Source organism: Sphingomonas sp. CFBP 13728, assembly GCF_014841895.1.
In the GTDB taxonomy this organism is placed as follows: Bacteria; Pseudomonadota; Alphaproteobacteria; order Sphingomonadales; family Sphingomonadaceae; genus Sphingomonas.
The window spans coordinates 1,527,998-1,553,875 of record NZ_JACYUS010000001.1; the positions used below are offsets into that span (position 1 = coordinate 1,527,998).

The following is a 25,878-nucleotide window of genomic DNA, read 5'->3' on the forward strand; positions in this document are numbered from 1 at the left end:
CCACTCACCCCATCGTCGGAATAACGAACGCGTCGTTATTGCGCGCCGGACCGCCATCCTCGGCCATCGCATGCAGCGCAGACCCGTCCGGCCAACGCTGCGTGATCGTCTTGACCTTGGTCCAGAACTTCACGCCCTCCATGCCGTGCTGGTTGGTGTCGCCGAACGCCGAGCGCTTCCACCCACCGAACGTGTGATACGCCACCGGCACCGGGATCGGCACGTTGATGCCCACCATGCCCACATTCACCCGCGCCGCGAACTCGCGCGCCGCGTGCCCGTTGCGCGTGAAGATCGCGACGCCGTTGCCGTATTGATGCTCGCTCGGCAGCCGCACCGCCTCCTCGAAATCGGCCGCGCGGACGATCTGGAGGACGGGCCCGAAAATTTCTTCCTTGTACGCAGACATCTCCGTCGTCACGTGATCGAACAGCGACGGCCCGATGAAGAAGCCCTTCTCATGCCCCTGCAACGCAAACCCGCGCCCATCGACGACCAGTTCCGCGCCCTCGTCGACGCCGGTCTGGATCCAGTTCTCGATCCGGGTGCGATGCGCCGCGTTCACCACCGGCCCGTAATGCGCGTCGTTGTCCGTCGACACGCCAACCCGCAAAGCAGCGATCGCCGGGATCAGCTTCTCGCGCAGCGCAATCGCGGTCTTCTCGCCGACGGGCACCACCACCGGCAACGCCATGCAGCGCTCGCCGGCGCTCCCGAACGCCGCGCCCGACAAGTCCGCCACGACCTGGTCGAGGTCCGCGTCGGGCATGACGATGCCGTGGTTCTTCGCGCCGCCCATCGCCTGGACGCGCTTGCCCGCCTCGACGCCGCGGCGGTACACGTAATGCGCGATGTCGGACGACCCGACGAAGCTCACCGCCGAGATCGCGGGATGATCGAGGATCGCGTCGACCATCTCCTTGTCGCCGTGGACGACCTGGAAGATGCCCTCGGGCAGCCCCGCCTCGACGAACAGTTCGCCGAGCCGCACCGGCACCGAAGGGTCGCGCTCGCTGGGCTTGAGGATGAACGCATTACCCGTGGCGATCGCAACGCCCGACATCCACAACGGGATCATCGCCGGGAAATTGAACGGCGTGATGCCGGCACCGATGCCGAGCGGCTGGCGCATCGAATAGACGTCGATCCCCGGCCCGGCACCCTGCGTGTATTCGCCCTTGAGGATGTGCGGGATGCCGCAACAGAACTCGATGACCTCGAGCCCGCGCTGGATATCGCCCTTCGAATCCGCGATCACCTTGCCGTGCTCGGACGACAGCAGCCGCGCGAGTTCGTCCATGTTCGCCTCGACGAGCCGCTTGAACTCGAACATCACGCGAGCACGCCGTTGAGGGTTAGTCGCGGCCCAGCCCGGCTGCGCCTTCTGCGCCGCCGCAACGGCCGCATCCAGATCGGTCGCACCCGACAGCCGCACGCGCGCCTGCACGTCGCCGGAATTCGGGTCGAACACGTCGCCGAAGCGCTCGGCCGTGCTGGCCGCACCGCTCACGAAATTCTCGATCGTCCGCATGGGCATCCTCTTCTTGTTGCCCGCATCGTCCGCCATAAGCGTTTCGCAGCCAAGTGGGGCTGTTTGCAGATACGCTCTGCAGATATGCAGCATAGGGTGAGGCGTTCATGGATTGGGACGACGTCCGGTATTTCCTCGCTTTGGCGCGCACGCACAGGCTCGGGCCAGCCGCCAAACTGCTCGGACAAGACGCGACGACAGTCTCGCGGCGGCTGCAAAGACTTGAACGCCGACTCCAGACGACGTTGTTCGAGCAGACCGTGGCGGGCTACGCGCTGACCGAACGCGGCGCGGCGCTGCTCGATCATGCCGAGACGATGGAGGCGTCCGCGCTCGGCATCCAGGAAGTCGTCGGCACCGACGCGGGCGTGCTCGCGGGGCCGATCCGGTTGAGCGTGTCGGAAGGCTTCGGCAGCCGCATCCTCGCGCCACGCCTCGCGTCGTTCACCAACCAGCATCCGCGGATTGCGGTTGACCTGATCGCGTCGACCGGCTTCCTCAACCCGTCGCGGCGAGAGGCGGATATCGCGGTGATGCTCGCGCGGCCGAAAAGCGGGCCGCTGGTCGCGCGCAAGCTGACCGACTATCACCTCGGCCTCTACGCGCATCCGGATCACCTCGCGCGGACAGGGCCGATCGCGACCACCACGGATCTGATGCGATACCGCCTGATCGGCTATGTCCCCGACATGATCTACGCGCCCGAACTCCGTTATCTGGCGGAGATCGACAACCGCCTCGATGCGTCGATCCGCAGTTCGAGCATCGTCGCGCAGGCCGAGCTGATCGCGGCGGGAGCGGGCTGTGGGATCCTGCCGTGCTTCATCGGCGACCAAATGCCTGGACTGGTGCGCGTGCTGCCCGAAGCGGTGGATATCCAGCGCTCGTTCTGGCTCGTCGTCCACCGCGATGTCCGGCGGATCGCGCGGATCGATCGGTTCATCGCCTGGCTCGACGCGACGATCGGCGAGCTCAAACCGTTGATGCTCGGTACGATTGGCGCTTCCGGTTGAGGCTCGTATAGGCTCGCACTGCCACGGCCCTGCTGTTTTCGCCCGGAGTGAAGCGTGATCCCCAAATTGTACCATGATGCCATCATCTGGATCGGCGACGGGACGGGACTGCCCGATGCCATCCTCCACATCCACGCCGGCATGGCGTTGTTGATGATAGCGCGACTGGTGACACGGCGTTCGTTCGGGACGTTCATCCCGTGGTGGGTCGTCGTCGCGGGTGAAGCCTTCAACGAGATCATGGACCGGCTGAGCTTTGGGTCGTGGCGCTGGGAGGATACCTCGCTGGATATCCTCAACACATTGTTGTGGCCGACCGTGATCTGCCTCGGCGTGCGGCTCCGACCGATGATCGGGAAGCGCACGCGGTAGGTCACAGCAGCTCCCATCCTTCGACCCCGCCGTCCCCTACCTCGTCATCCTGACGAAAGTCAGGATCCAGAGCCATGGAGGACAACGCTTGTAACCCTGGGTCCTGACTTTCGTCAGGATGACGTAGAGCAAGCGGGTCTCAGCCCAGCGCGATGTAGCGTTGGAGGTGATGGTCTTCGTCGCCGAGCTGGTGGTCGATCATCACCAGCCGCTTGGCGTAGTGCGACACCGCGTATTCCCACGTCATGCCTATGCCGCCGTGGAGCTGGATCGTTTCCTCGGCGACCAGCGCACCAGTTCGCCCGATCGTGTATTTCGCCGCCGCCAAAGCCCGCTCACGCGCCTTCGCATCATCGCCGTCGAACGCCGACGCCGCGTTGATCACCGCGGAATGCGCCTGTTCGATCTCGAGCAACACCGTCGCCATGCGGTGCTGGAGCGCCTGGAACTTGCCGATCGGCACGCCGAACTGCTTCCGGTCGCGGAGGTAGCCGAGCGTCGCTTCCTTGACGAACTCCATCGCGCCAACCGCTTCGGCCGACAGCGCGAGTAGCCCTGCCCCAACCGCCGCATCGACGATCGCCTGCCCCTGCCCTTCGCCACCGACGCGCGCATCGGCGCCGAAAGTGGCGTTGTCGAACGTCACGTCACCGGCTGCGCCACCCTCGACGACGTTGAAGCTGCGAACCGATACGCCCGCCGTACCCGCTGGCACGAGCAGCACGAGTGGGTCGCCATCCTGCTCGGCCGTCACGACGAACACCGATGCCGCACCGGCCTGCGAAACGACAGCCTTCGTCCCATTGAGCGTCCAACCATCGCCGCTCTCCGTCGCAGTCACCGGCGTCGCGCCATCATCGTGCGCGAACGCGGCGATCGTCTCGCCCGAGACGATCCCGGCGAGCGTCTCGTCATGCCCGCCAGCCTTGGCCAGCGCGCGCCCCGCCATCAGCGCACCGAGGAAAGGCTCGACCACCAGCGCGCGGCCGAGCGCCTCAAACACCACCATGATGTCGAACCCGCTGCCGCCGAAACCGCCCGCCGCCTCGTCGAACAGCGCCGAGACAATGCCGAGCTCGGTCAACTGCTGCCAGACGCCCGCGTCATACCCCGTCTCGCCATACGCACCCGCGTTGCGCGTCTCGATCGGATAGCCGTCGCGCAACGCCCGCACGAGCGTGTCGGCGAGCATGCGGCGGTCGTCGGTGTGTTCGAAGTTCATGGTATCACAGACCCAGGATGGCTTTGGAGATGATGTTCTTCTGGATCTCGTTCGACCCGCCGAAGATCGACAGTTTGCGGTTGTTGAAATAGCTCGGCGCCGCCATCGCCGCGTCCTCCGGGCCGACATCCTCGCCGTTCCACCCGGCCTCCAGAGCTTCGGGTATGTAGGGCGCCGCGTAGGAGCCGTACGCACGACGGGTCAGCGACGTGATCTCCTGGCGAATCTCGGTGCCCTTGATCTTGAGCATCGAACTCTCCGCGCCAGGCGCACCGCCACCCGCGACCGCCGCAAGCACGCGCAGATTGGTCGTCTGCATGTTGGCCAAGTCGATCTCGACCCGTGCCATCCGCGCCGCGAACAGCGGGTCATCCGCCAGCGAGCGCCCGCCCTTCTTCTGCGTCTGCGCGACTTCCTTCAGCCGCTCGAACGACGCGATCGAGAAGCCGACGCCGGCGATGTTGGTGCGCTCATAGGTCAGCAGATACTTTGCGTAGGTCCAGCCTAGATTCTCCTCGCCGACGAGGTTCGCCACCGGCACCTCGACATCGGTGAAGAACACCTCGTTCACCTCCTGCTCGCCGTCGATTAGCGTGATCGGGCGTACCTCGATGCCGGGCGACTTCATGTCGATCAGCAGGAACGAGATGCCTTCCTGCTTCTTCGCGGTCGCGTCGGTGCGGACGAGGCAGAAGATCATGTCGGCATGCTGGCCGAGTGTCGTCCAGGTCTTCTGGCCGTTGACGACATAGACGTCGCCGTTACGAACTGCTGTGGTCTTGAGACCGGCCAGATCGGAGCCGGCGCCCGGCTCCGAATACCCCTGGCACCACCAGTCGGAGCCATCGAGGATCCGCGGCAGCCACTGCTTCTTCTGCTCTTCGGAGCCGTATTTGATCAGCACCGGGCCGAGCATGTTCACCCCGAACGGTACGACGCGAGGCGCGTGGGCGAGCGCGGATTCATTATCGAAGATGAAGCGCTGGATCACGCTCCAGCCCGGACCGCCCCACTCCTCGGGCCAATGGTTCGCCAGCCAGCCGCGTTCGTTGAGGATCGCGTGCCATTCCTCCATGTCCGACTTGCGCAGCCGCTTGCCCTCGCGAACCAGCGTCGAGAGGCGTGCGGGGAGTTTGTCGCGGAAGAACGCGCGGACTTCCTCGCGGAACGCTTCTTCCTCGGGCGTGAAGCTGAGATCCATGGCCATGTGACTCCTGATGTTGGAGCCTCTGTGCCACAGTCGATCAGGGAATTGAAGGACCGGTATGGTCGATGCCTTGGAATTTGTTGGCAGTGCGACCCAGGTTAATCCGAACGGTATCGCCGCCCTCCTAATCCTCCCCCGCCAGGGGGGGGTGGCACCGAAGGTGACGGAGGGGGAGGACACAGAACAGCGGTTGCCATTTCCTCCCCCTCCGACTGGCAAGCGCCAGCCACCTTCCCCTTGCAGGAGAGGATCAGTAAAGCGTCAGAACCGATAGCTGATCCAGCCGGCCAGGAAGTCGGAGTTCTTGTACCCCGCATTCGTCAGCGCAGGCCCCGCGATCAGATGCTCGTACCGCCCGGTGAACGACAGCCGCGAGGTGAACGGGTACACCGCCTGGAACCGCAGCGTATCGGCGATCTTCTTGCCCCCGAAATTCTGCGTGCCGGCAAACGCGGTGCCGTTCGCGCGGTACACCGCATCGCTCGTCGTATCGCGCCACGAGCGCTGATACTCCGCGGTCATGCGCAGCTTGCCGAACGGCGTAAAGGTCACGTTGGGCGCCAGCGCGAGCAGGTTGGTCGGCGTCGCGAACAGCTGATAGCTGTAATAGATGTTATTACCGAACGGCGCCAGCGAGTTGCGCAGCGTGCCGTTACCGTACGCGCCGCCGCCGCTCGCATAGTCGGCGTGGAAGCCGACGCGCGGTGCGGACTTGCCCTCGCCGAGCTTATAGGTCTGCGCCAACAGGATCAGCCACGCCTTGATCGAGCGATTGTCGTACGAACCGCCCTGGTAATTGATCGTCCAGTCGAGATTGACCGGCCCTGCATCGCCCCAGACGTGGAGCCCGTAGAAATTGCGGACTTCGCGCGCGTTGTCCGTGCCCCACACTGCTGCCCGGTTGCGCAACCGCCAGAGGAACGGATCGACGTACAGCTTCGAGCCCCCGAACAGCGTTTCCGGCACGACGATCCCGGTCGAGATACCCGAGAAGCGCCGCGCGCTCTCCGCATTGTCGTCCTGAGTACCGCCATTGCCATAGGCGGTCGGCTTGAAGTCGAACACGTCGGCACGGACGCCGGCGGTGCGCGCCCAGGCGCGGAAGCCGTTGAAGCCAAAGAACAACGTGTTGTTGTCGCGCGGCACGACCAGCAGGTTGGGACCGTCCGCAAACGTCTGGCGGCCATAGCGCACGCCGACATCGACATCGGCGACCGTCCCGGTCAGGTCGACGAACGCCTGCTGCACCGCCAACTTGTTGCGCAGGTTCGGCAGCGCCGTCCCGAGATTCTGTCCCTCCAGCGTGCCATGCGCGAGTTCGCCGTAGAAGCGAAGATGCTCGCCGACATGCAGGTCAGCGCCACCGAACAGGCGAAGGATGTCCTGCCGCTGCGCTTCGGCATCGCGCAGATTGGGGTTGGTCGTCTGGTTGACGCGCAACCGCGCCTCGCCCGACAGCGTCAAATAGACGTCGCCATCACCCGCGATCGAGATGAACTTCAGCTGGTCGACGATGTCCTTGCGCTTCTTCGGGTCGCGCAGCTTCGACCAGTCCTCCGCCCAGCGCGACTGGTTGTAACCACCCGCCGTCACGCCGTCGCCGATCGCGGCATTGGGATAGCTCTCGGCGATCGGCGAGGCTTCGGCAGTGCTCGACACGTCCTTGGCGCCGATATTGGCCTGCCGTGACGGCGGCGCCTCGGCCTGCGCGGTGGCGACATTCGCGAACGCGAAGATCGAGAGCGCGGACGTGGCAAGGCCAGCCGCGTGCCGCAAGCGGCGCATCGTCATCGAGGTCATAAGCAAGTTCCGGTACTGGCGAACGGGGACGGACTGGCCGTCCCCGCCGGCATCAATGGGCGGTAGCAGCGGCAGGGATTGCCGCCGGCACGAACTCGGGAAGCTTGCCCGACAGCGCAGCATCGAGCTTGTCGCGGTCGAGTGCGCCTTCCCAGCGGGCGACGACGATCGTCGCGACCGCGTTGCCGATGAAGTTGGTCAGGCTGCGGCACTCGCTCATGAAGCGATCGACGCCGAGGATCAGCGCCATGCCGGCGATCGGCACCGTCGGCACGATCGACAACGTCGCAGCGAGCGTGATGAAGCCCGCGCCGGTAACGCCCGCCGCACCCTTCGAAGAGATCATCGCGACGACCAGCAGCAACAGTTCCTGGCCAAGCGTCAGATGCGTGTTGGTCGCCTGCGCAATGAACAGCGCCGCCAGCGTCATGTAGATGTTGGTGCCGTCGAGATTGAACGAATAGCCGGTCGGCACGACCAGCCCGACCACCGACTTCTCGCAGCCTGCCGCCTCCATCTTCTGAATCAGGTTCGGCAGTGCGGCTTCCGACGACGACGTTCCGAGCACCAGCAGCAGTTCTGCCTTCAGATACTTGATCAGCTTGAAGATCGAGAAGCCAGTCAGGCGTGCGACCGTGCCAAGCACGACGATCACGAACAGCGCCGCGGTGAGATAAAAGGTTGCGACCAGCGCACCGAGATTGGCAAGGCTGCCGATCCCGTACTTCCCGATCGTGAACGCGATCGCGCCGAACGCGCCGAGCGGGGCTGCGCGCATCAGGATGCCGACCAGCTTGAAGACGATCAGGCTGAGGCGCTCGAGGAAGTTCAGCACGGGCTTGGCAGGCTCGCCGACCAGGCTCAGCGAGATGCCGAACAGGATCGCGACGAGCAGGATCTGGAGGATGTTGCCTTCTGTGAACGCGCTGACCATCGTGTCCGGGATGATGCTCATCAGGAACCCGGTGATCGTCGTCTCGTGCGCCTTCACGGTGTAGTCGGCGATGCCCTTGGTATCGAGCGTAGCGGCGTCGATGTTCATCCCCGCGCCCGGCTGGACGACGTTGGCCACGATGAGCCCGACGATCAGCGCCAGCGTCGAGAAGAACAGGAAGTAGGCGAACGCCTTGCCCGCGACGCGGCCGACCGAGCCGAGCTCCTTCATGCCCGCGATACCGGTGACGAGCGTCAGGAAGATCACCGGAGCGATGATCATCTTCACCAGCTTGATGAACGCATCGCCGAGCGGCTTCAGCGCCGCGCCGTACGTCGGATAGAAATGCCCGAGCGCCGCGCCGAGCGCGATCGCGATCAGGACCTGGATATAGAGCTGGCCGCTCCAGCGCTTCCGCGCGGGCGTTTCCGCGACGCCATATGTCTGGGTGGGTAGGGTCAACATCGCCTCCTGCTATCCTCGTCCACTCACGCGGGACGTTATGTACGACGGTAATGCCGGGCCGAACCCAGGACTACAAGACCAGTCCCTTCAGCGCTTAGAACGTTGGTTTTTAGCCATTTATCAGCATACCCATTGTTCGGACGTGTGGAAATCGCCGCATTTCATCAATGGTACGGGCGGTGCGTGTGTGATAATCCGCACAAAATGACGCGACTCCGATCCTCCCTGTTCGTTACTGCGATGGCGGTGCTGATGGCGTTCGCGGCGCTTGGCACGATCGTCGCGGGAGTCGCCTCGATCTACGGCCAGCGCGCCGCCGAAGACGCGCGCGCAGGCGTTTGGATGCGCGCGGTCCAGCAGACGCGCAGCAACCTTCGCCTGCTCGAAGCCGAGTTGCAGACCTATCGCCTGTTGCCGATCATGCTCGGCGAATACCCCGATGTCCGCGCGGCGCTGGCGTCGGGCAAGGTCGACCAAGCGCTCAACACCAAGCTCGCGCTGCTGGCCGAGCGCACCGGCGCACCGGTCATCTACGCACTCGATACGCAGGGCATGACGATCGCCGCCTCGAACGCCGGGCGCCCGGACAGCTTCCTCGGCCACGACTACCGGTTCCGCGACTATTTCACCAAGGCGATGGCGTCGGGCGCAACCGAGTTCTTCGCGCTCGGCAGCGTCAGCGGGCGGCCGGGCCTGTACCTGTCGCGACGGATCGACCGCGCCGGGCGACCGCTCGGCGTGGTCGTGGTCAAGGTCGAGTTCGAAAAGATCGCACGCGCGTGGATCCAGGACCGGATGGCGACCTTCGTCACCGATCCCGACGGCGTCATCCTGATCTCCAGCGATCCGAAGCTCGAATTTCGGACCACCCGCCCGCTCTCGCCTCCGCGTCGCGCCGAACTGGTTGAGACGCGCCAGTTCGGGACGTCGCCACTGGCTCCCGCCCCACTGAGGCTTGCCGAGGGGGTTTCACGACTGCCCGACGGATCGCCTGCGATCACGGTGTCGTTGCCGGTACCGATCTCGGGCTGGCGGCTGGTGCATATGGAGCCGCTCGACGCTGCCCTGCGGACCGCCGCGGCACGCACGCGTTGGGCCACCGCGATCGCCGCGATGCTGACGATCGCGGCGATACTCGGCACGTGGTGGCTGTATGAGCGGCGCAAGCGCAACGTCGGCGCGCGCGCGGAACTGGAGGCGGAGGTCGCCCGCCGCACCGCCGAGCTCCGCGCTACCGCCGACCGCCTTCAGATCGAGGTCGAGCAGCGCGAGGCGTCCGACCAGAGGTTCCGCCAGGCCCGCGAGGAGCTGGCGCACGCCAACCGCGTCGGCTCGATCGGCACGATCACCGCCAGCGTCGCGCACGAGATCAACCAGCCGGTCGCCGCAATCCGCACTTTCGCCGACAACGCCGCGGCCTTCCTCGACCGCGGCGAACCTGCGCGCGCGGCAACCAATCTCCAGTCGATCGTCGACCTCACCAGCCGGATCGGCACGATCACCGCTGGGCTCAGGCGCTATGCACGGCGTGGCGCAGGATCGATCGGCCCCGTCGCGCTCGACGAGGCGATCGACGGCGTCCGCCTGCTGATCGGCGACCGCTTCCGCGCCAAGGGCGTGACGCTCGACCTGCCGAACGGTCCCGAGGCGCGCTTGACGGTAATCGCCGGCCGCGTCCGCCTGGAACAAGTGCTGGTCAACCTCCTCCAGAACGCGCTCGACGCGGTTGCCGACCGCCGCGATGCCCGCGTCAGCGTCACCGTCGGGCGTAAAGGCCGTGATGTCGTGCTGACCGTCGCCGACAACGGTCCCGGCATCGAGGCCGACATCGCCGACCACCTCTTCACCCCGTTCGCGACGAGCAAGAAGGACGGCCTCGGGCTCGGCCTCGGCATCGCACGCGACATCATGACCGAGTTCGGCGGCACGCTCGACCTCGTCCCCGCTCCAGAAGGCGCCATCTTCCGTATGATCCTGGTGAAGGCATGAGCGAGCAAGCCGTCTTGCTCGTCGACGACGACGACGTGTTGCGCGGGGCGTTGGAGCAATCGTTCGAGCTCGCCGGGATCGCGGTGATCGCGGAGCGCGACCCGACCGTCGCGCTCGCCCGCGTTACCGCCGGGTTCGACGGCGCGGTGGTGTCCGACATCCGCATGCCGAAGATGGACGGCCTCGAACTCTTCCGCCGGATCGCCGCGATCGACCACGAGATCCCGGTGCTGCTGATGACCGGCCACGGCGACGTCGCGATGGCGGTCGCCGCACTCAAGAACGGCGCGTTCGACTTCATCCCGAAACCCTTCGCCACCGATCACCTGATCGCGGGCGCGCGCCGTGCGCTCGAAATGCGCCGCCTCGTCCTCGACAACCGCCGTCTCCGCGCCGCGGCGGAGGAAACGATCGGCGCCGAACCGCTAATCGGCGAGACCCCGGTGATGGTCCGCCTCCGCGAAACGATGCGGCAGATCGCGCAAGCCGATATCGACGTGTTGGTCGAAGGCGAGACCGGCACCGGCAAGGAACTTGTCGCTGTACTACTCCACCGCTGGAGCAACCGCCGCTCCCGCCCGTTCGTCGCGGTCAACTGCGCCGCGCTGCCCGAGGCGGTCGCGGAGATCGAGCTGTTCGGCCATGACGGCGACTCCCGCCTGCCGCGTACCGGCCGGATCGAAGCCTCGAACCGCGGCACGCTGTTCCTCGACGAGATCGAGAGCACCCTCCCTGCGTTCCAAGCGAAACTGCTCCGCGTCCTGGAGGAGCGCGAGGTGATGCCGGTCGGCGGAGATCTCCCCCGTGCGCTAGACCTGCGCGTGATCGCCGCCGCCAAACCCGGCCTTGAACAGGCTGTCGAGGGAGGGAGGTTCCGCGCCGACCTCCTCTTCCGCCTCGACGCGGTACGCCTGCGCATCCCTCCTTTGCGAGAACGCCGAGACGACATTCCGCTGTTGTTCGGCCACCTGCTCCATCAGGCGGCAGAGCGGTTCGGCCGCGAGGTCCCGACGATCGACACCGCGACGCTAGCGTATCTCGGCCAACACGACTGGCCCGGCAACGTCCGCGAACTCGACAATCTGGCGAAACGTCTGGTGCTGCGCGTCGAAGCCGAGGACCCCGTCGACGAAGACAGCGACATCCCTCTCCCCGCCCGCGTCGACAAGTTCGAGGAAGCGACGATCCGCGCCGTGCTGCAACAGGTAAGTGGCGACGTCCGCTCCGCGCTGGCCGCGCTCGGCATCCCGCGCAAGACGTTCTACGATAAGCTGAAGCGCCACGAGATCGACGTCGAGGCGTATCGCCCGACCAAGGGCTGACGCCCCGCTGCTGATGGAACCAGGGTTCGATGCCCCACCCGTTCGCTCCAAACGAGGTCGCACCCCCACAACCGTTCGTGCTGAGCGAAGTCGAAGCACCTGCGCACGATACCCACCCTTCGACTTCGCTCAGGGCGAACGGAGGTCGGGTTGTCTCGATTGGTTCTAAGTCGGAATGACCGGCGGCGGCACACCGCCCTGCCGCGTAGCCACGAACTTCGCCAGCGGTGGCCCAATCAACAGCACCCCCAGGAACCGCAAAACCTGCAATGCCATCACGAACGGTACATCGACCGGACTGGACGCCGCAATAATTGCGACCGAGTCCATCCCGCCCGGACTAGTCGCCAGATACGCGGTAACCGGATCGATCCCCCACCACCGCGTCAACGCCGCCGCGATCCCGCCGCAGAACGCGATCAGCAGCGCCACCGACAACAGGATCCGCGGCATCGCCTTCCCCGCGACCCGCAGCGTGTCGCGCGTGAACGACAGCCCGATCCGCCACCCGACCACCGCATAGCTGATCGCCAGCAGCCACTGCGGCAACACCGGCTGCGCGACGCCGGTGACATTGAGCGCCGCCCCCGCCACCAGCGACCCGAGCAAGGCCCCGGCGGGAAGCTTCAGCACGACGCCGACACCCGCGCCGACGCCGGCGATCGCGATCGTCCGCAGCACGACCAGCGGGTCTACGGACGCGAACCACGTGCCCGCAACATGATGCCCGCTCCCGCCGCCGACCATTACCGCCGCCAGCACCGAAGCAACCACCGCCACGCTCACAACCCGAGTATAGGTCATCACCGCGACCAGCCGCGAATCCGCGCCGTACGCCTGCGCCATCAACACCATCGCGCTCGCCGCGCCCGGCGTCGATCCCCACACCGCGACGGTCCCCGGCAACACCTGCCACCGGCTGAGCAGATACCCGAGCACACTGCTTGCCGCGAGTGTGACGAAATTCACCATCAGGAACACCGGCCAGTGATCCGCCACCGTCGCGACGATCCCCGTGGTAATCGACCCTGCAATCAAAGTCCCGACCGCCGCCTGCGCCCCGCGAAACGCCGAAGTCGGCACGGTCAGCGACCACCCCCGCACCGCCAGCACGACCGCGGCTACCATCGGCCCGAGCAGCAACCCCGCGGGCAGCCCGACGACCTCCAGCAGCCCCGCGATCACCGCCGACAGCGCGATCAAGACGGCCCACCGCCAGATCATGGCTTGGTGGCGAACCAGATCGTGTGCCGCGCGCCGCCCTTGCGCGTCGCCCGCGCGATTACTTCGTCCACCGCGAAATCCGCTTCGGCAAGCCGGGCAGCGAACGGCTTGCTCGGCGCCGACGACCACACGGCAAGCACCCCACCCGGCCGCAAAGCCGCTCGCGCCAGGGACAATCCGCGCGCCCCGTAAAGCCGATCGTTACCCGGCCGAGAAATTCCGTCCGGACCGTTGTCGACGTCGAACAGGATCGCGTCCCAATCACCCTCCGCGACCGCCGCGGCGACGTCGCCCTCAAAGATCCGGGTCCGCGGATCGGTCAGGCTGTCACCGTGCAGCGCCGCCATCGGCCCGCGCGCCCATTCGATCACCGCCGGCACGATCTCCGCCACGACTACCTCCGCGTCAGGCCCAAGCCGAGCCAGCGCCGCGCGAAGGGTAAACCCCATCCCAAGCCCGCCGATCAGCATCCGCACGCCCGGCCGCGCACCGATCCGGTCGCAAGCCTGCTCCGCCAGCGCCTCTTCCGACCCGCTCAGCCGACTGTTCATCAACTCGTTCGCGCCGAGCATGATCGAGAACTCGGCACCACGCTGGAGCAAGCGAAGCTCACCCCCACCCGGCACCTGTGCCGTTCCGAGCAGAACCCGAGGGATCATGCCGACCAGGCCGCGATATCGTCCTGCTCGCCGATCAACGCGAGCCCGTGCGCGATCGAGGTCAGCTCGCCGCCGCTCATGATCGCCGCCTCGCCGAACCGCTCGACGAAGATTTGCCGGATGCGCGGGATCAGCGACGATCCACCGGTCAGGAACACCCGGTCGATCTCGCCCCCACCGACGTTCGCCACCTCCAAGGCCCGGTCGACCGCCGCCTCGATCCGCACGACGTCGTCGGCGATCCACCCCTCGAACTGCGCCCGCGTCACGTCCGCCTCGATCTCCAGCCCCGCGCCCGCAAAGTGGAAATGCGCATCCTCGCCACTCGACAGCGCGCGCTTGAGCGACCCGACCGCATCATACAACGGATAGCCGAGTTCGTTCTCGATCACCGCGATCATCCGCCCGATCGCGTCCGGATCGACTGCGGTCTTCTGCAACCGCTCCAGCTCGGTCATCGTCTTGCGGTTGCGCATCAACGCCAGCCGCGACCAGTCCGCGAAATCGGCGAAATACGCGCGCGGAATCTCCAGTTCCTTGCCGAACGACTTGTACGCGCCGCCCTTGCCCAGCATCGGCAACACCAGCCTGTCGAGGATCCGGTAGTCGAACCGATCGCCGGCGATCCCGACACCCGCATGCCCAAGCGGGGTACACCGCCGCGCCGCACCCGGCTCGGCCACACGCACCACCGAAAAGTCGCTCGTACCGCCGCCGAAATCCGCCACCAGGATCGTTGCCGGCTCGGTCAGCCTCGTCGCGTAGCTATACGCCGCGCCAAGCGGCTCATAGACGTAATGGATCTCCGCGCCGAAGCCCTTGAACATCGCGTCATAGCGCGTGCGGGCGAGCGCTTCGTCGGGCCGCGCGCCGGCATATTCGACCGGGCGGCCGACGACGATCCGGTGCGGCCGCGTATCGAGCTTACCGCCCGCGTGCGCGATCAGCTTTTCGAGAAACAGCTGGCCCATTTCCTCGAAGCGATAGCGCTTGTCGAAGACCGAGGCCTGCTCGAACGTCTTCATCGCCGCGACCGACTTGAACGACTGGATGAATCGGCTGTCGAGCGGGTACTCCATATATTCCGCGATCGCCCACGGCCCCGCGTCCGACGCGAGCCCCTTGCCGCTGTCGTCCTGCCAGAAGCACAACGCCGAGCGGAATACCGGGCTCGTCTCGGCAGGGGCGGCGAACGTCACCAGCTCCGGCGAACCGCCTTTGGTCCCCAGCGCCACGACGCTGTTGGTCGTGCCGAAATCCAGCCCCAAAGCGGGGCCGCCAGCGTCCGTCTGCATCGCGTCATCCTTCAATGAACGCGCGCCTATGCCGACGCGGGGACCGGGATGGCAACCAGTAAAGTCGGTTTCAGGGCAGGCGACGCGAGCTTAGCGGCGCTTCAGCCGGACCAGCGCGGCATCTAGCGCGGAGAGGAAGCTCGACCGGTCGGTCTTGGAGAACGGCGCGGGGCCGCCGATGATGTCGCCACCCGCGCGAAGGTCGGCCATGATCGCGCGGGTGGCGATCGCACCGCCGATCGAGCTGGTGGTGAAGGGCTTGCCGGTGTTGGCGAGCACGGTCGCGCCGGCCTTCACGCAGCGGTCGGCGAGCAGGATGTCAGCCGTGATCACGACCGACTTCGCATCGGCCTGTTCGGCGATCCAGTCGTCGGCGGCGTCGAACCCGTCGCTGACGACGACGCGCGAGATCAGCGGATGGACGGGGATGCGGAAATGGCTGTTCGCGACGATCGTCACGGGGACTTCGTGGCGCCACGCGACCTTGTAGATTTCGTCTTTGACGGGGCATGCGTCGGCGTCGACGAGGATACGGATCGCGCTGGAAGATACGTTCGTCATCGTACACATCCCGGACCGCCCCACTCACTCCCGTCATCCTGACGAAAGTCAGGATCCAGGATCAAGCAGGGCGGCGTTCGTTACTCTGGATCCTGACTTTAGTCAGGATGACGGAGTTCTTGAGGGCAACGCGCCCTTCCCTAGTGGGAAGGACGCGTCGAGGCCCTCAGCTACGCTCGCGGTTGCCGCGGTACGGAGGCTTCCGCGCAGGAGCCGGACCGCCACGCGGGGCCGCACGGTGCAGCGTCGAGCGGGGACCGCTCGCATTGCTGCGACCACCGCCGCCGCCATCATGCCGCGCACCGCTCTCGGGCGCGCCCTGCATCGCCTCGATGGCAACGCCGCTCTCTTCCTCGCCAGCCTGCGCCGTACGCTGGATCGCTGCCGAGAACCGCGACGCCACAGCGCGCGGAATCTCGAACGCCGTCTCGTTCGGACCGATGCGGATCGCACCGATCTCGGACTTGGTGATGTGCCCACGACGGCAGATCAGCGGCAGGATCCAGCGCGGATCGGCGTTCTGGCGACGACCGATATCCATGCGGAACCACACCGTGTCCTCGAAGCCCGCGCGCGGACCCTGCGAACGCTCGTCTTGAGTCGGCTGCTTGCTCTGATCGATCAGATCCTCGGCCTGCGGCATCGTCGCACGGTGCATGTGCACCAGCGCGGCGGCGATATCCTCCGGCGTCTTTTCGGCCATCAGGCGGACGGCGAGTGCGCGATCCTCCTCCTCGACCTCGACCGGCTGCAACAGCATGCCGATCAGGCGCTCGTGATCGTTCTTGCGGATGTCCTCCGCGGTCGGGGCGTTGACCCACTCCGCGTTGATCTTCGCACCACGGAGCATCATCTCGACGCGACGGCGACGCGGGAACGGCACGATCAGGACGGCCGTGCCCTTCTTGCCCGCACGACCGGTACGACCCGAGCGATGCTGGAGCGTCTCGGCGTCACGCGGCAGCTCGACGTGCACGACCAGCGACAGCGTCGGCAGATCGATGCCGCGAGCGGCAACGTCGGTCGCGACGCAAACGCGTGCGCGACGATCACGCAAAGCCTGAAGCGCCGCGTTACGCTCGTTCTGCGAATGCTCGCCAGACAAGGCGACCGCGGCAAAGCCACGCTCGACCAAGCTGGCGTGCAGGTGACGCACATTGTCGCGAGTCGCGCAGAACAGCATCGCCGTCTCCGCCTCGTGGAAGCGCAGCAGGTTGATCACCGCATGCTCGATCTCGGACGGCGAGACCGTGACGGCCTGGTACGAGATGTCGCCATGGCCGCGATCCTCGCCGACGGTCGAAATCCGCAGCGCATCCTTCTGGTAGCGCTTGGCGAGCGCGACGATCGGCCGCGGCATCGTCGCCGAGAACAGCAGCGTACGGCGCGCTTCCGGCGACGCATCGAGGATCTGCTCGAGGTCTTCGCGGAAGCCCATGTCGAGCATTTCGTCGGCCTCGTCGAGCACCGCGACCTTCAAGGCCGACAGGTCGAGCGCGCCACGCTCGAGGTGATCGCGCAGACGGCCTGGCGTGCCGACGACGATATGCGCGCCGTGTGCAAGCGAACGACGCTCCTTCGAGGCGTCCATGCCGCCGACGCAGGTCGAGATGCGCGCGCCGGCCTTGGCATAGAGCCACATCAGTTCGCGGCTGACCTGGAGCGCGAGCTCGCGAGTCGGCGCGATGCAGAGCACGAGCGGCTTATGCGGTGCGGGCAGGCGCTGGACGCCGTCCTCGCCCGCTTCGCCAAGCAGTTCGCCGGCCATCGCCAGGCCGAACGCCACGGTCTTGCCAGAGCCGGTCTGCGCCGACACGACGAGATCGCGACCGATCGCATTGTCCTCGATCACATGAGCCTGGACGGGGGTCAGCGCGGTATAACCACGCGCTTCGAGCGCCTCGGAAAGAAGCGACGGAATATTTGTAAAAGGCATGTACGTCCTAATTGGTGGCCGGCTTACGCAACGGCAAGGCACTGGCGTGGTGGTCCCTACAGGACTTGACCCGCGGCCCACCCGCTCGCCCATGCCCATTGGAAGTTGTAGCCGCCGAGCCACCCTGTGACATCGACCGCTTCGCCGACTGCATACAGCATTGGTACGCGTTTGGCTTGCATTGTTTGCGAAGAGAGTTCCGCGGTGCTGATTCCGCCCGCCGTGACCTCGGCCTTGGCATAGCCTTCGGAACCATTCGGCGTGAATTGCCAATGACTTAGCGCGCGTTCGGCGTCCTGGAGTTTCCGATCGGTGAGCGTGGAAATCTCGCTCGTCATGCCCAAACGCTCGCTCAAAGTCTCCGCGAGTCGGTCCGGGAGCGTGCTGCCGAGCAGTTTCCGGAGAGTCGCGCGCGGCGTGGTACGCTTGGCCGCGGGCAGCCAGCCGGACTCGCGATCGGGGAGGAAATCGATCCCGACAGGCTGGCCGTTGCGCCAATAGGACGAGACCTGGAGGATCGCGGGGCCGGACAGGCCGCGGTGCGTGAACAGCGCTGCTTCGCGGAAGGCGGTCTTGTTGGCGGTGGCGACGACCTCTGCGGCGACGCCCGACAATTCGCGGAACAGCGTCTCGTCGCCGCCGAGCGTCAGCGGGACCAGGGCGGGGCGTGGCTCGACGACCTTCAACCCGAACTGCCGCGCGAGATCATAGGCGAACCCAGTCGCGCCCATCTTCGGGATCGATGGGCCACCGGTGGCAATGACCAGCGCAGGCGCGGTGACGGTGCGACCGTCTAGCGATACGCGATAGCGGCCGTCCGCATGGTCGACTCCGGTGACCGCGCGGCCGAGCGACAGGTCGACGCGGCCCTTGTCGCATTCGTCGAGGAGCATCTCGACGATCTGCTTGGCGGAGCCGTCGCAGAAGAGTTGACCTAGCGTCTTCTCGTGCCACGCGATGCCGTAGGATTCGACGAGCGCGAGGAAGTCCTGTGCGGTGTACCGGCCGAGCGCGGACTTGGCGAAATGCGGGTTGGCGGAGATGTAGCGGTCGGCGGCGGTGTGGACGTTGGTGAAATTGCACCGTCCTCCGCCGGAGATCAGGATCTTCTTGCCCGCCTGGTCGACGTGATCGACGAGCAGGATCTTACGGCCGCGCTGGCCTGCGACCGCGGCGCACATGAGGCCGGCTGCACCTGCGCCGAGGATTATTGCGTCGTATTCGGACAAGTGTCGCTCCGTGCGGCTTCGGTCAGCAGCCGCCAATTAGAGTGTTTCCCCGCGAAGGCGGGGACCCAGACTGGGCTCCCGCCTTCGCGGGAGAACAAGGAGTGGCCCCTGTAGCGTGTTCGGGGTGTGCCACATAGGCGCTAGCCTGCATATCTGTCAGCCACGCCAGCACACCAACACCACCCCGGCGGAGGCCGGGGCCCAATTGGGGGGACGGCGATGACGCAGGTCGCGCGTCGTTACTCCGACCTTTCCAATTGGGCCCCGGCCTCCGCCGGGGTAGTGCCATTCGGGCGGGGGCGGCGCCTATCGCGGCAATGTCTCTCGCGGTGGTGCCGTTCGAAGTGGCGCCATGCGGGGGCTCGGAAGCCTCCGACGGCGTGGAGGAGACGATAACGCCCCCTTCTGCTCCCTCTCCCCTCCGGGGAGAGGGTCGGGGTGAGGGGCCGCCAAGCAGTGCGTCGCCAGGAACAGCCCCTCACCCAACCCTCTCCCCGAAGGGGAGAGGGCTTCTAGCAAAAAGCCTACCGCAGCTTGGCGATATTCAACGAGTCTTCCTTCGCCCGCACCTTCACCGACTCCTCACTCCGCGTCAGCGCCTTGGCGATCGCCTTCAGCGCCATGCCCTTCTTCGCCAGCGTATGCAGTTTCTGGATCTCGTCCTGCGTCCACGCCTGACGATGCCGTTCGAATTTCGCCTCAGCCATCAGCCGTCATCCTTGTCGATCGCCAGAACCTCGATCGCGTCCGCCTTGTCCGCAAACGCAACCGTCTCGCCAACTGCCGCCCCCATCAGCGCGCGCGCCAGTGGTGCCGAGAACGCCAGCCGGTCCTCGCCAGGCTCAGCTTCATCGCCACCAACGATGGAAATAACCCGCTCAGCCCCGTTCATCCGAACCCGAACCCGCGAGCCGATCCCGACTTCATCCTCTTCGGGCGAAGGCGCGAGTTCGGCGGTCGTCTGACGCGTGTGCCAATAGCGCAGGTCGCGCAGCAACAGCTTGCGCGCCTCCTCGTCCGTCTCCGCCGCAACCGCCGCCTCGATCTCCGTCACCCGCTCACCGAGCAACCGCAGCCCCCGCGCCGTGACCAGATTAGGCCCCGGCGCGATCGGCTGTTCGAACTTCGGTTCGAGATGTTCCTCGTCACTCTCGCGACGGAAGGCGACGCTCATGACCTCACTTCAGGCACGCGACGATCCCGGCGATTGCCGCCAGAGTGCCGTCGACGTTCTTCACCTTCACGACGTCCAGCCCAAGCTGCTCGGCGGGATAATCATTCCCGCCCGGGAAGATCGCGTCGCCGATGAACATCATCTTGTCGAGCGCGATGCCGCTCGCTTCGTTGAGCTTCTTCAGGCCATACGCCTTGTCGACACCCTCACGCGTGATATCGATCGAGGTCGCGCCGCCCATGTTGATCGACAGCCCCGGCAGGCGCTTCTGCAAGTCCGCCTGGATCACCTTGCGCTTGGCGAAATCCGGATCCCAGCTGTGCTTGGCATCGATCGGCGCTTCCTGGCCGAGCGCGGAGAACGTGATCTGGCTGCCACGATCCTCGATCCGCTCGCCCCAGGTCTTCTCCGGCACGAACCCGGTAGCCTCAAGCGACTCGTCGAACGCCTTCAGGATCTTCTGCTTCTCGTCGTCCTCGAACAGCTCGGCATACACCGCGCGCCATTCGCCATCGAAGCGGTACAGCTTGGTGCCTGTGGTCGGCATCAGCCACAGCTTGGTGCGATCGGCACGCTCGGGCAGGCGCGACGCGACCTGCTTTTCGAACTGCGGCCAGTCGCCGCCCGAGATCACCGCGACGTGCGCGACGTCGAGCAGGTTCGCCAGCGCCTCGCCCATCGGCTCCTGCAGGGGCTGCTTGCTCTCGGCCAGCGTTCCATCGAGGTCGAAGGCAACCAACTCTTTCATGCGGAAACTCCAGTAAGGATAAACGTGTCGATCGCGTGCGCGACGCCGTCGGCATCGTTCGCGCTAGTAATCTCGTGCGCGACGTCACGGACAGTCTGTGGCGCATTGCCCATCGCGATCGCCAGCTTGGCGCGCTTGAGCATCGCGATATCGTTGGCCTGATCGCCGATCGCCGCGGTCTGCGTCAAGCTGATGCCGAACGCGTCCGCCAGTTCCTCGATCCCACTGCCCTTGTTTCCGGCCACCGGCGTGATGTCGAGATAATAGGTCTGCGACTGTACGATCGTCGCCTGCGTATCGAACTTTGCGGCGACCTTCGCGTGCAGGTCGCGCAACAGGTCTTCGTCATCGCTGACGAACGTCACCTTGTCCGCCTTGGCGAGCAGGTCGGTGAAGTCGGAGACGATCACCGGGTCTTGCGCGGAGGCCTTCTTCTCGCTGCCGACATGACCGCCCTGGTCGGTGCTGGCGTACCAGACGTCGTCCGCGAAGAACCACGTATCGACCGGCGCATCGCCGATGATCTCCATCGCGCCGCGGACGACGTCGACGTCGATCATGTGGTGCTCGATCACGGTGCCGTCGCGCTTGAAGACGATCCCGCCGTTGAACGCGCCCATCGGCTCGTCGATGCCGAGCAACTCGGCGATCGGCATCATCCCCGAGCGCGGCCGCGCGCTGATGATCGTGAAGCCGAGGCCCGCCGCCTTCAGCCGCTTGACGGCATCGACGGTGGCGGGCGTGACCTTCTTCTCCTTGTCGACGAGCGTGCCGTCGACATCGGAGACCAGCAGCTTGATATCGCTCATGCCACCGCTCACTGCGGCATCTCGACATGACCGCCAAAGCCGAAGCGCATCGCCGACAACAGCTTGTCGCCGAACGTATGGTCCACCCGGCTGCGATAGCGCGCGAACAGGGCAGCGGTCAGCACGTTGGCCGGTACCTTCTCCTCCATCGCCGCGTCGATCGTCCACTGGCCTTCACCAGAGTCCGCGACGCTGCCGCTATAGCTTTCGAGCTTGCCATCCTTGGCAAGCGCGCTCGCCGAGAGGTCGAGCAACCACGACGTGATCACGCTGCCCCGACGCCATACTTCGGCGATATCGACGAGGTTGAGGTCGAACCGCTCCTCCTCGGCGACATGCTCGCCCGACTTGCCCTTGAGGATGTCGAAGCCCTCGGCATAGGCCTGCATCAGGCCGTATTCGATGCCGTTATGGACCATCTTGACGAAGTGGCCCGCGCCCGGAGGCCCGGCATGGATATAGCCCTCTTCCGCGCGCGGATCGGCGACGTCCTCGACGCGGCCCGGCGTGCGGACGATCTCGCCGACGCCCGGTGCGAGCGTCTTGAAGATCGGATCGAGATAATCGACCGTGTCCTTCTCGCCGCCGATCATCATGCAATAGCCGCGTTCGAGGCCCCACACGCCGCCGGACGTGCCGACGTCGACATAGCGGATGCCCTTTTCGGCCAGTTCCTTCGCGCGGCGGATGTCGTCCTTGTAGAAGCTGTTGCCGCCGTCGATGATGATGTCGCCCGCGGACGCCTTCTCCGCGATCGCCTGGACGGTCTGCTCGGTCGGCTCGCCTGCGGGGACCATGACCCACCAGATCGCCGGGGTGTCGAGCTTGGCGTGCATGTCGTCGAGCGAGTCCGCACCGATCGCGCCGTCGGCGGCGAGCTTCTTCACGGCTTCGGCATCGCGGTCGAACGCAACGACTTCGTGGCCGTTCTTCATCAACCGGCGCGCGATGTTGCCGCCCATCCGGCCGAGGCCGATCAGTCCGATCTTCATGGTAAAATCCTTGTCTTCTTCCTCTCCCCTCCGGGGAGAGGGTCGGGGTGAGGGGCAGTTCCAGGCGGAGGCGCATGTGGCAGCCCCTCACCCCAGCCCTCTCCCCGAAGGGGAGAGGGAGCAGTTTGTTACGCCGTCGCGGGCTGCTTCTTCGCGATCGAGCCGAGCAGGTCGTCGAACGCCTTCACGAACGACGCAACGCCCTCCTCGACCAGCTTGCCGGTCACGCCATTGAGGTCGAGACCCAGCCGCTCGGCTTCCGCCAGCGTATGCTTCGCGCCCTCGACGTCCTGAGTGATCGTCTCCGCCGCAGTCCCGTGGTCGCGGAAGGCATCCATCGTCTTCGGCGGCATCGTGTTGACCGTATCCTTGCCGATCAGCGTGTCGATATACAGCGTATCCGGATAGCTCGGATCCTTCACGCCGGTCGACGCCCACAGCAGACGCTGCGGCTGCGCACCCTTGGCGGCGAGCGCCTGCCAGCGTTCCGACTTCAGGAAGTCGAGATACCATTGATACGCCATCTTCGCGTTGGCGATCGCGACCTTGCCGCGGACCGCCTTCAGCGCCTCGGCCTCGGCATCGCCCTTCTCCAGACGCGCATCGATCTCCTTGTCGATCGACGAATCGATCCGGCTGACGAAGAAGCTGGCGACGCTGGCGATCTTGTCGATCGGTTGCCCCTGCTTCACGCGCTCCTCAAGCCCCGCCGCATAAGCCTCGGCAACGCGAATATACGCGTCGAGCGCGAACAGCAGCGTGACGTTGACGTTGATCCCGCTAGCGATCGTCGAAGAGATCGCCGGACCGCCCGCGAGCGTCCCCGGGATCTTGATCATCAGGTTCGGTCGATCAACCGCCGCCCACAGCTTCTTCGCCTCGGCGATCGTCGCGTCGGTATCGTCCGAGATGTACGGCGACACCTCGAGGCTGACATAGCCGTCCTTCGCGTCGAGCTTGTCATAGACCGGCTTCAGCGTCTCCGCCGCCGCCTTGATGTCCTGGATCGCGAGATGCTCGTAGCGGTCGATCGTCGCCGCGCCGGCATGCTGCTTGTCGTATTCGGCGAGCGTCGAGTCATAGGCATCGCCATGACCCATCGCCTTTTCGAAGATCGACGGGTTCGACGTGACGCCGGTCAAGCCGTCCTCGTCGACCAGCTTCTGGAGGCCACCGGCCTCCAGGAACTTCCGGTCGACGAAATCGAGCCATACCGCCTGGCCAAAGCCTTCGAGATCGTTGAGCGCACCCATCACTTGGTCTCCATCACTTGGCGGGCGACCTTGACGACATTGTCGACGGTGAACCCGAACTTGTCCTGCAGCTTGGCGAGCGGTGCCGAAGCGCCGAAGGTCGACATCGTCACGGTCGCGCCGTCGAGCCCGACATAGCGGTCCCAACCGATCGACCCGGCCATCTCGACCGCAACGCGCGCCCGCACTTCGCGCGGCAGCACGCTTTCCTTGTACGCGGCGTCCTGCAGTTCGTAGCGATACCAGCTCGGCATCGACACGACCCGGCTCTTCACGCCGTCCGCCTTAAGCTTCTCGTGTGCCTCGACGACCAGCGACACTTCGCTGCCGGTCGCGATCAGGATCACGTCGGGCGTGCCATCGCTGTCAGCCAGCACATAGCCGCCCTTCTCGAGCCCGTCTGCGCTTGCGTACTTGGTCCGGTCGAGCGTCGGCAGAGCCTGGCGCGACATGATCAGCGCGGCCGGCGTGCTGGCATCCTTCAGGACCGCCTTCCACGCCGCGACGACTTCGTTCGCGTCGCTCGGACGGATCGTGTCGAGACCGGGAATCGCGCGCAGCGTGGCGAGATGCTCGATCGGCTGGTGCGTCGGGCCGTCCTCGCCGACACCGATCGAGTCGTGCGTGAACACCCAGATCGCGCCGACTTCCATGATCGCCGACAAGCGCACCGGCGCGCGCATGTAGTCGGCGAACACCAAGAAGGTGGAGCCGTACGAACGCAGATGCGACAGCGCCATGCCGTTGACGATCGCGCCCATGCCGTGTTCGCGGATGCCGAAGTGGAAGTTCCGACCGGCGTAATTCTCCGCCTCGAACGAGGGCTGACCCTTGATGTCGGTCTTGGTCGACGGCGCGAGATCGGCCGAACCACCGATCAGCCACGGCACCTTCGCCGCGATCGCGTTGAGCACCTTGCCGCCCGAGTCACGGCTGGCGACGCCCTTGGCATCCGCCTCGAAGGTCGGGATATCGGCATCCCAGCCCTCGGGCAGTTCGTCCTTGAGCAGCAGGTCCAGCTCGGCGGACAGCTCGGGATAGGCGCCGCGATATTTGTCGGTCAGCGCGACCCACTCGTCGCGCAGCTTCGCGCCACGCTCGGCGATCGCACCGTTGAAATGCTCGATGACGCCGTCGGGCACGTAGAACGACTTGTCCTCGGGCCAGCCATAGGCCTGCTTGGTGAGGCGGATATTCTCTTCGCCGAGCGGCTCGCCGTGCGCCTTCTCGCTGCCGGCCTTGGGGCTGCCGTAACCGATCACCGAATGCACGACGATAAAGGTCGGCTTGTCGGTGGTCGCCTTGAACGTCTCGATCGCGCGGCTCAGCGCAGCGGTGTCGTTCGCGTCGTCGATGTGGATGACGTTCCAGCCATACGCGTCGAAGCGCAGGCCAACGTCTTCGTCGAATGCGAGATCAGTCGCGCCCTCGATCGAGATGTGGTTGCTGTCGTAGATCCAGCAGAGGTTGCTGAGCTTGAGGTGGCCGGCGAGGCTCGCAGCCTCGGCCGAGACGCCCTCCATCATGTCGCCGTCGCCACAGATCGTGTAGACGTCATGGTCGAACAGCGTGAAACCGTCCTTGTTGTAGCGCGCCGCAAGCCAGCGTTCGGCGATCGCCATGCCGACCGAGTTGCCGCAACCCTGGCCGAGCGGACCCGTCGTGGTCTCGACGCCGGTGGTGTGGCGATATTCGGGGTGGCCGGGGGTTTTCGACGACAGCTGGCGGAACTGCTCGATGTCGGCGAGGCTGACGGCCTCCTTGCCAGTCTTGTTACCGTCGGCGTCGATCTCTTCGATCTTGGCGAGGTGGATCAGCGAATAGAGCAGCATCGACGCATGGCCGACCGACAGCACGAAACGGTCGCGATTGGGCCAGTCGGCGTGCTTGGGATCATAGCGCAGGAACTTCGACCAGAGCGTGTAGCCGACCGGTGCCAGCGCCATGGGGGTGCCGGGATGGCCCGAATTGGCCTTCTGCACCGCGTCCATCGACAGCGTGCGGATGGTATCGATCGCCAGACGCTCGGGGGAGCTGTCCTCGTGCAGCTTGGGGTCCGCCTTGGTGGGGGCGGTTGCGGTATCGGTCATGGAAGAAGCCTCGCTCTAGACGGTGACCGAACGCCGCGCATCCGATCTGGTTG

General features: G+C 65.8%; 22 protein-coding genes. 4 read left to right on the forward strand and 18 right to left on the reverse strand.

Features of this window, described 5'->3' with window-relative positions:
- Positions 1-4: 4 nt before the first annotated feature.
- On the reverse strand, positions 5-1,531 hold the full coding sequence (locus IFT67_RS06885) for a CoA-acylating methylmalonate-semialdehyde dehydrogenase (RefSeq protein ID WP_192145767.1): 1,527 nt from the start codon (positions 1,529-1,531) through the stop codon (positions 5-7).
- A 107-nt stretch (positions 1,532-1,638) separates the two neighbouring features.
- Here IFT67_RS06885 and IFT67_RS06890 point away from each other — a divergent pair, with 107 nt between their 5' ends.
- Together IFT67_RS06890 and IFT67_RS06895 are read left to right on the forward strand one after the other, a co-directional pair.
- On the forward strand, positions 1,639-2,544 hold the full coding sequence (locus tag IFT67_RS06890; RefSeq protein WP_192145769.1) for a LysR family transcriptional regulator: 906 nt from the start codon (positions 1,639-1,641) through the stop codon (positions 2,542-2,544).
- 54 nt (positions 2,545-2,598) lie between these two features.
- Positions 2,599-2,916, forward strand: coding sequence for a hypothetical protein (locus IFT67_RS06895; protein ID WP_192145771.1), 318 nt, complete (start codon positions 2,599-2,601; stop codon positions 2,914-2,916).
- 139 nt (positions 2,917-3,055) lie between these two features.
- Here the strand turns inward: IFT67_RS06895 and IFT67_RS06900 are convergent, their stop codons facing one another.
- From IFT67_RS06900 to IFT67_RS06915, 4 genes are all read right to left on the reverse strand, one after another.
- Positions 3,056-4,138 (reverse strand): acyl-CoA dehydrogenase family protein, encoded by a 1,083-nt coding sequence (locus IFT67_RS06900; RefSeq protein WP_192145773.1) that lies wholly within the window; start codon positions 4,136-4,138, stop codon positions 3,056-3,058.
- A 4-nt stretch (positions 4,139-4,142) separates the two neighbouring features.
- Positions 4,143-5,339 carry an acyl-CoA dehydrogenase family protein gene (locus IFT67_RS06905; protein WP_192146559.1) on the reverse strand — a complete coding sequence of 399 codons (1,197 nt, stop codon included), beginning with the start codon at positions 5,337-5,339 and terminating at the stop codon, positions 4,143-4,145.
- A 267-nt stretch (positions 5,340-5,606) separates the two neighbouring features.
- Entirely contained in the window at positions 5,607-7,145 is a 1,539-nt protein-coding gene (locus tag IFT67_RS06910) for an alginate export family protein (protein ID WP_244647189.1), read from the reverse strand.
- Between the two features lie 52 nt (positions 7,146-7,197).
- Entirely contained in the window at positions 7,198-8,541 is a 1,344-nt protein-coding gene (locus tag IFT67_RS06915; protein WP_274602659.1) for a dicarboxylate/amino acid:cation symporter, read from the reverse strand.
- 207 nt (positions 8,542-8,748) lie between these two features.
- Between IFT67_RS06915 and IFT67_RS06920 the strand changes: the two genes are divergently transcribed.
- Together IFT67_RS06920 and IFT67_RS06925 are read left to right on the forward strand one after the other, a co-directional pair.
- Entirely contained in the window at positions 8,749-10,533 is a 1,785-nt protein-coding gene (locus IFT67_RS06920; protein WP_197982913.1) for a sensor histidine kinase, read from the forward strand.
- A complete protein-coding gene (locus tag IFT67_RS06925) occupies positions 10,530-11,855 on the forward strand; it encodes a sigma-54-dependent transcriptional regulator (protein WP_192145777.1) in 1,326 nt (441 codons plus the stop codon). The genes IFT67_RS06920 and IFT67_RS06925 overlap by 4 nt, the downstream gene beginning before the upstream one ends.
- 165 nt (positions 11,856-12,020) lie before the next feature.
- Here IFT67_RS06925 and IFT67_RS06930 read toward each other — a convergent pair whose 3' ends face one another.
- The 13 genes from IFT67_RS06930 to tkt all read right to left on the reverse strand — a co-directional run bounded on the left by IFT67_RS06930 (position 12,021) and on the right by tkt (position 25,825).
- A complete protein-coding gene (locus tag IFT67_RS06930) occupies positions 12,021-13,079 on the reverse strand; it encodes an AbrB family protein (protein WP_192145779.1) in 1,059 nt (352 codons plus the stop codon).
- Complete coding sequence (locus IFT67_RS06935) at positions 13,076-13,738, reverse strand: spermidine synthase (RefSeq protein ID WP_192145781.1); 663 nt, start codon at positions 13,736-13,738, stop codon at positions 13,076-13,078. The genes IFT67_RS06930 and IFT67_RS06935 overlap by 4 nt, the downstream gene beginning before the upstream one ends.
- Positions 13,735-15,033, reverse strand: coding sequence for an Hsp70 family protein (locus tag IFT67_RS06940; RefSeq protein ID WP_192145783.1), 1,299 nt, complete (start codon positions 15,031-15,033; stop codon positions 13,735-13,737). The genes IFT67_RS06935 and IFT67_RS06940 overlap by 4 nt, the downstream gene beginning before the upstream one ends.
- A 90-nt stretch (positions 15,034-15,123) precedes the next feature.
- Positions 15,124-15,594, reverse strand: a complete 471-nt coding sequence (locus IFT67_RS06945) for a YaiI/YqxD family protein (protein WP_120299723.1) — start codon at positions 15,592-15,594, stop codon at positions 15,124-15,126.
- Positions 15,595-15,760: 166 nt separating this feature from the next.
- Positions 15,761-17,530, reverse strand: coding sequence for a DEAD/DEAH box helicase (locus tag IFT67_RS06950; RefSeq protein WP_056055171.1), 1,770 nt, complete (start codon positions 17,528-17,530; stop codon positions 15,761-15,763).
- Positions 17,531-17,586: 56 nt separating this feature from the next.
- A complete protein-coding gene (locus tag IFT67_RS06955; protein ID WP_274602660.1) occupies positions 17,587-18,759 on the reverse strand; it encodes a BaiN/RdsA family NAD(P)/FAD-dependent oxidoreductase in 1,173 nt (390 codons plus the stop codon).
- A 524-nt stretch (positions 18,760-19,283) separates the two neighbouring features.
- Complete coding sequence (locus IFT67_RS06960) at positions 19,284-19,466, reverse strand: hypothetical protein (RefSeq protein WP_055881387.1); 183 nt, start codon at positions 19,464-19,466, stop codon at positions 19,284-19,286.
- Positions 19,466-19,933, reverse strand: a complete 468-nt coding sequence (locus IFT67_RS06965; protein WP_192145785.1) for a GreA/GreB family elongation factor — start codon at positions 19,931-19,933, stop codon at positions 19,466-19,468. Before IFT67_RS06965 ends, IFT67_RS06960 begins: the two co-directional genes overlap by 1 nt.
- A 4-nt stretch (positions 19,934-19,937) precedes the next feature.
- Positions 19,938-20,681: an HAD-IIB family hydrolase gene (locus IFT67_RS06970; protein WP_060527242.1), complete on the reverse strand. Its 744-nt coding sequence runs from the start codon at positions 20,679-20,681 to the stop codon at positions 19,938-19,940.
- Positions 20,678-21,490 carry an HAD family hydrolase gene (locus tag IFT67_RS06975; protein WP_192145787.1) on the reverse strand — a complete coding sequence of 271 codons (813 nt, stop codon included), beginning with the start codon at positions 21,488-21,490 and terminating at the stop codon, positions 20,678-20,680. The genes IFT67_RS06970 and IFT67_RS06975 overlap by 4 nt, the downstream gene beginning before the upstream one ends.
- An 8-nt stretch (positions 21,491-21,498) precedes the next feature.
- Positions 21,499-22,482 (reverse strand): phosphogluconate dehydrogenase (NAD(+)-dependent, decarboxylating), encoded by a 984-nt coding sequence (gene gnd / locus IFT67_RS06980; RefSeq protein WP_192145789.1) that lies wholly within the window; start codon positions 22,480-22,482, stop codon positions 21,499-21,501.
- A 128-nt stretch (positions 22,483-22,610) separates the two neighbouring features.
- Positions 22,611-23,735, reverse strand: coding sequence for a transaldolase (tal, locus tag IFT67_RS06985; RefSeq protein ID WP_192145791.1), 1,125 nt, complete (start codon positions 23,733-23,735; stop codon positions 22,611-22,613).
- Positions 23,735-25,825, reverse strand: a complete 2,091-nt coding sequence (gene tkt, locus IFT67_RS06990; RefSeq protein WP_192145793.1) for a transketolase — start codon at positions 25,823-25,825, stop codon at positions 23,735-23,737. Before tkt ends, tal begins: the two co-directional genes overlap by 1 nt.
- Positions 25,826-25,878 lie beyond the last annotated feature (53 nt).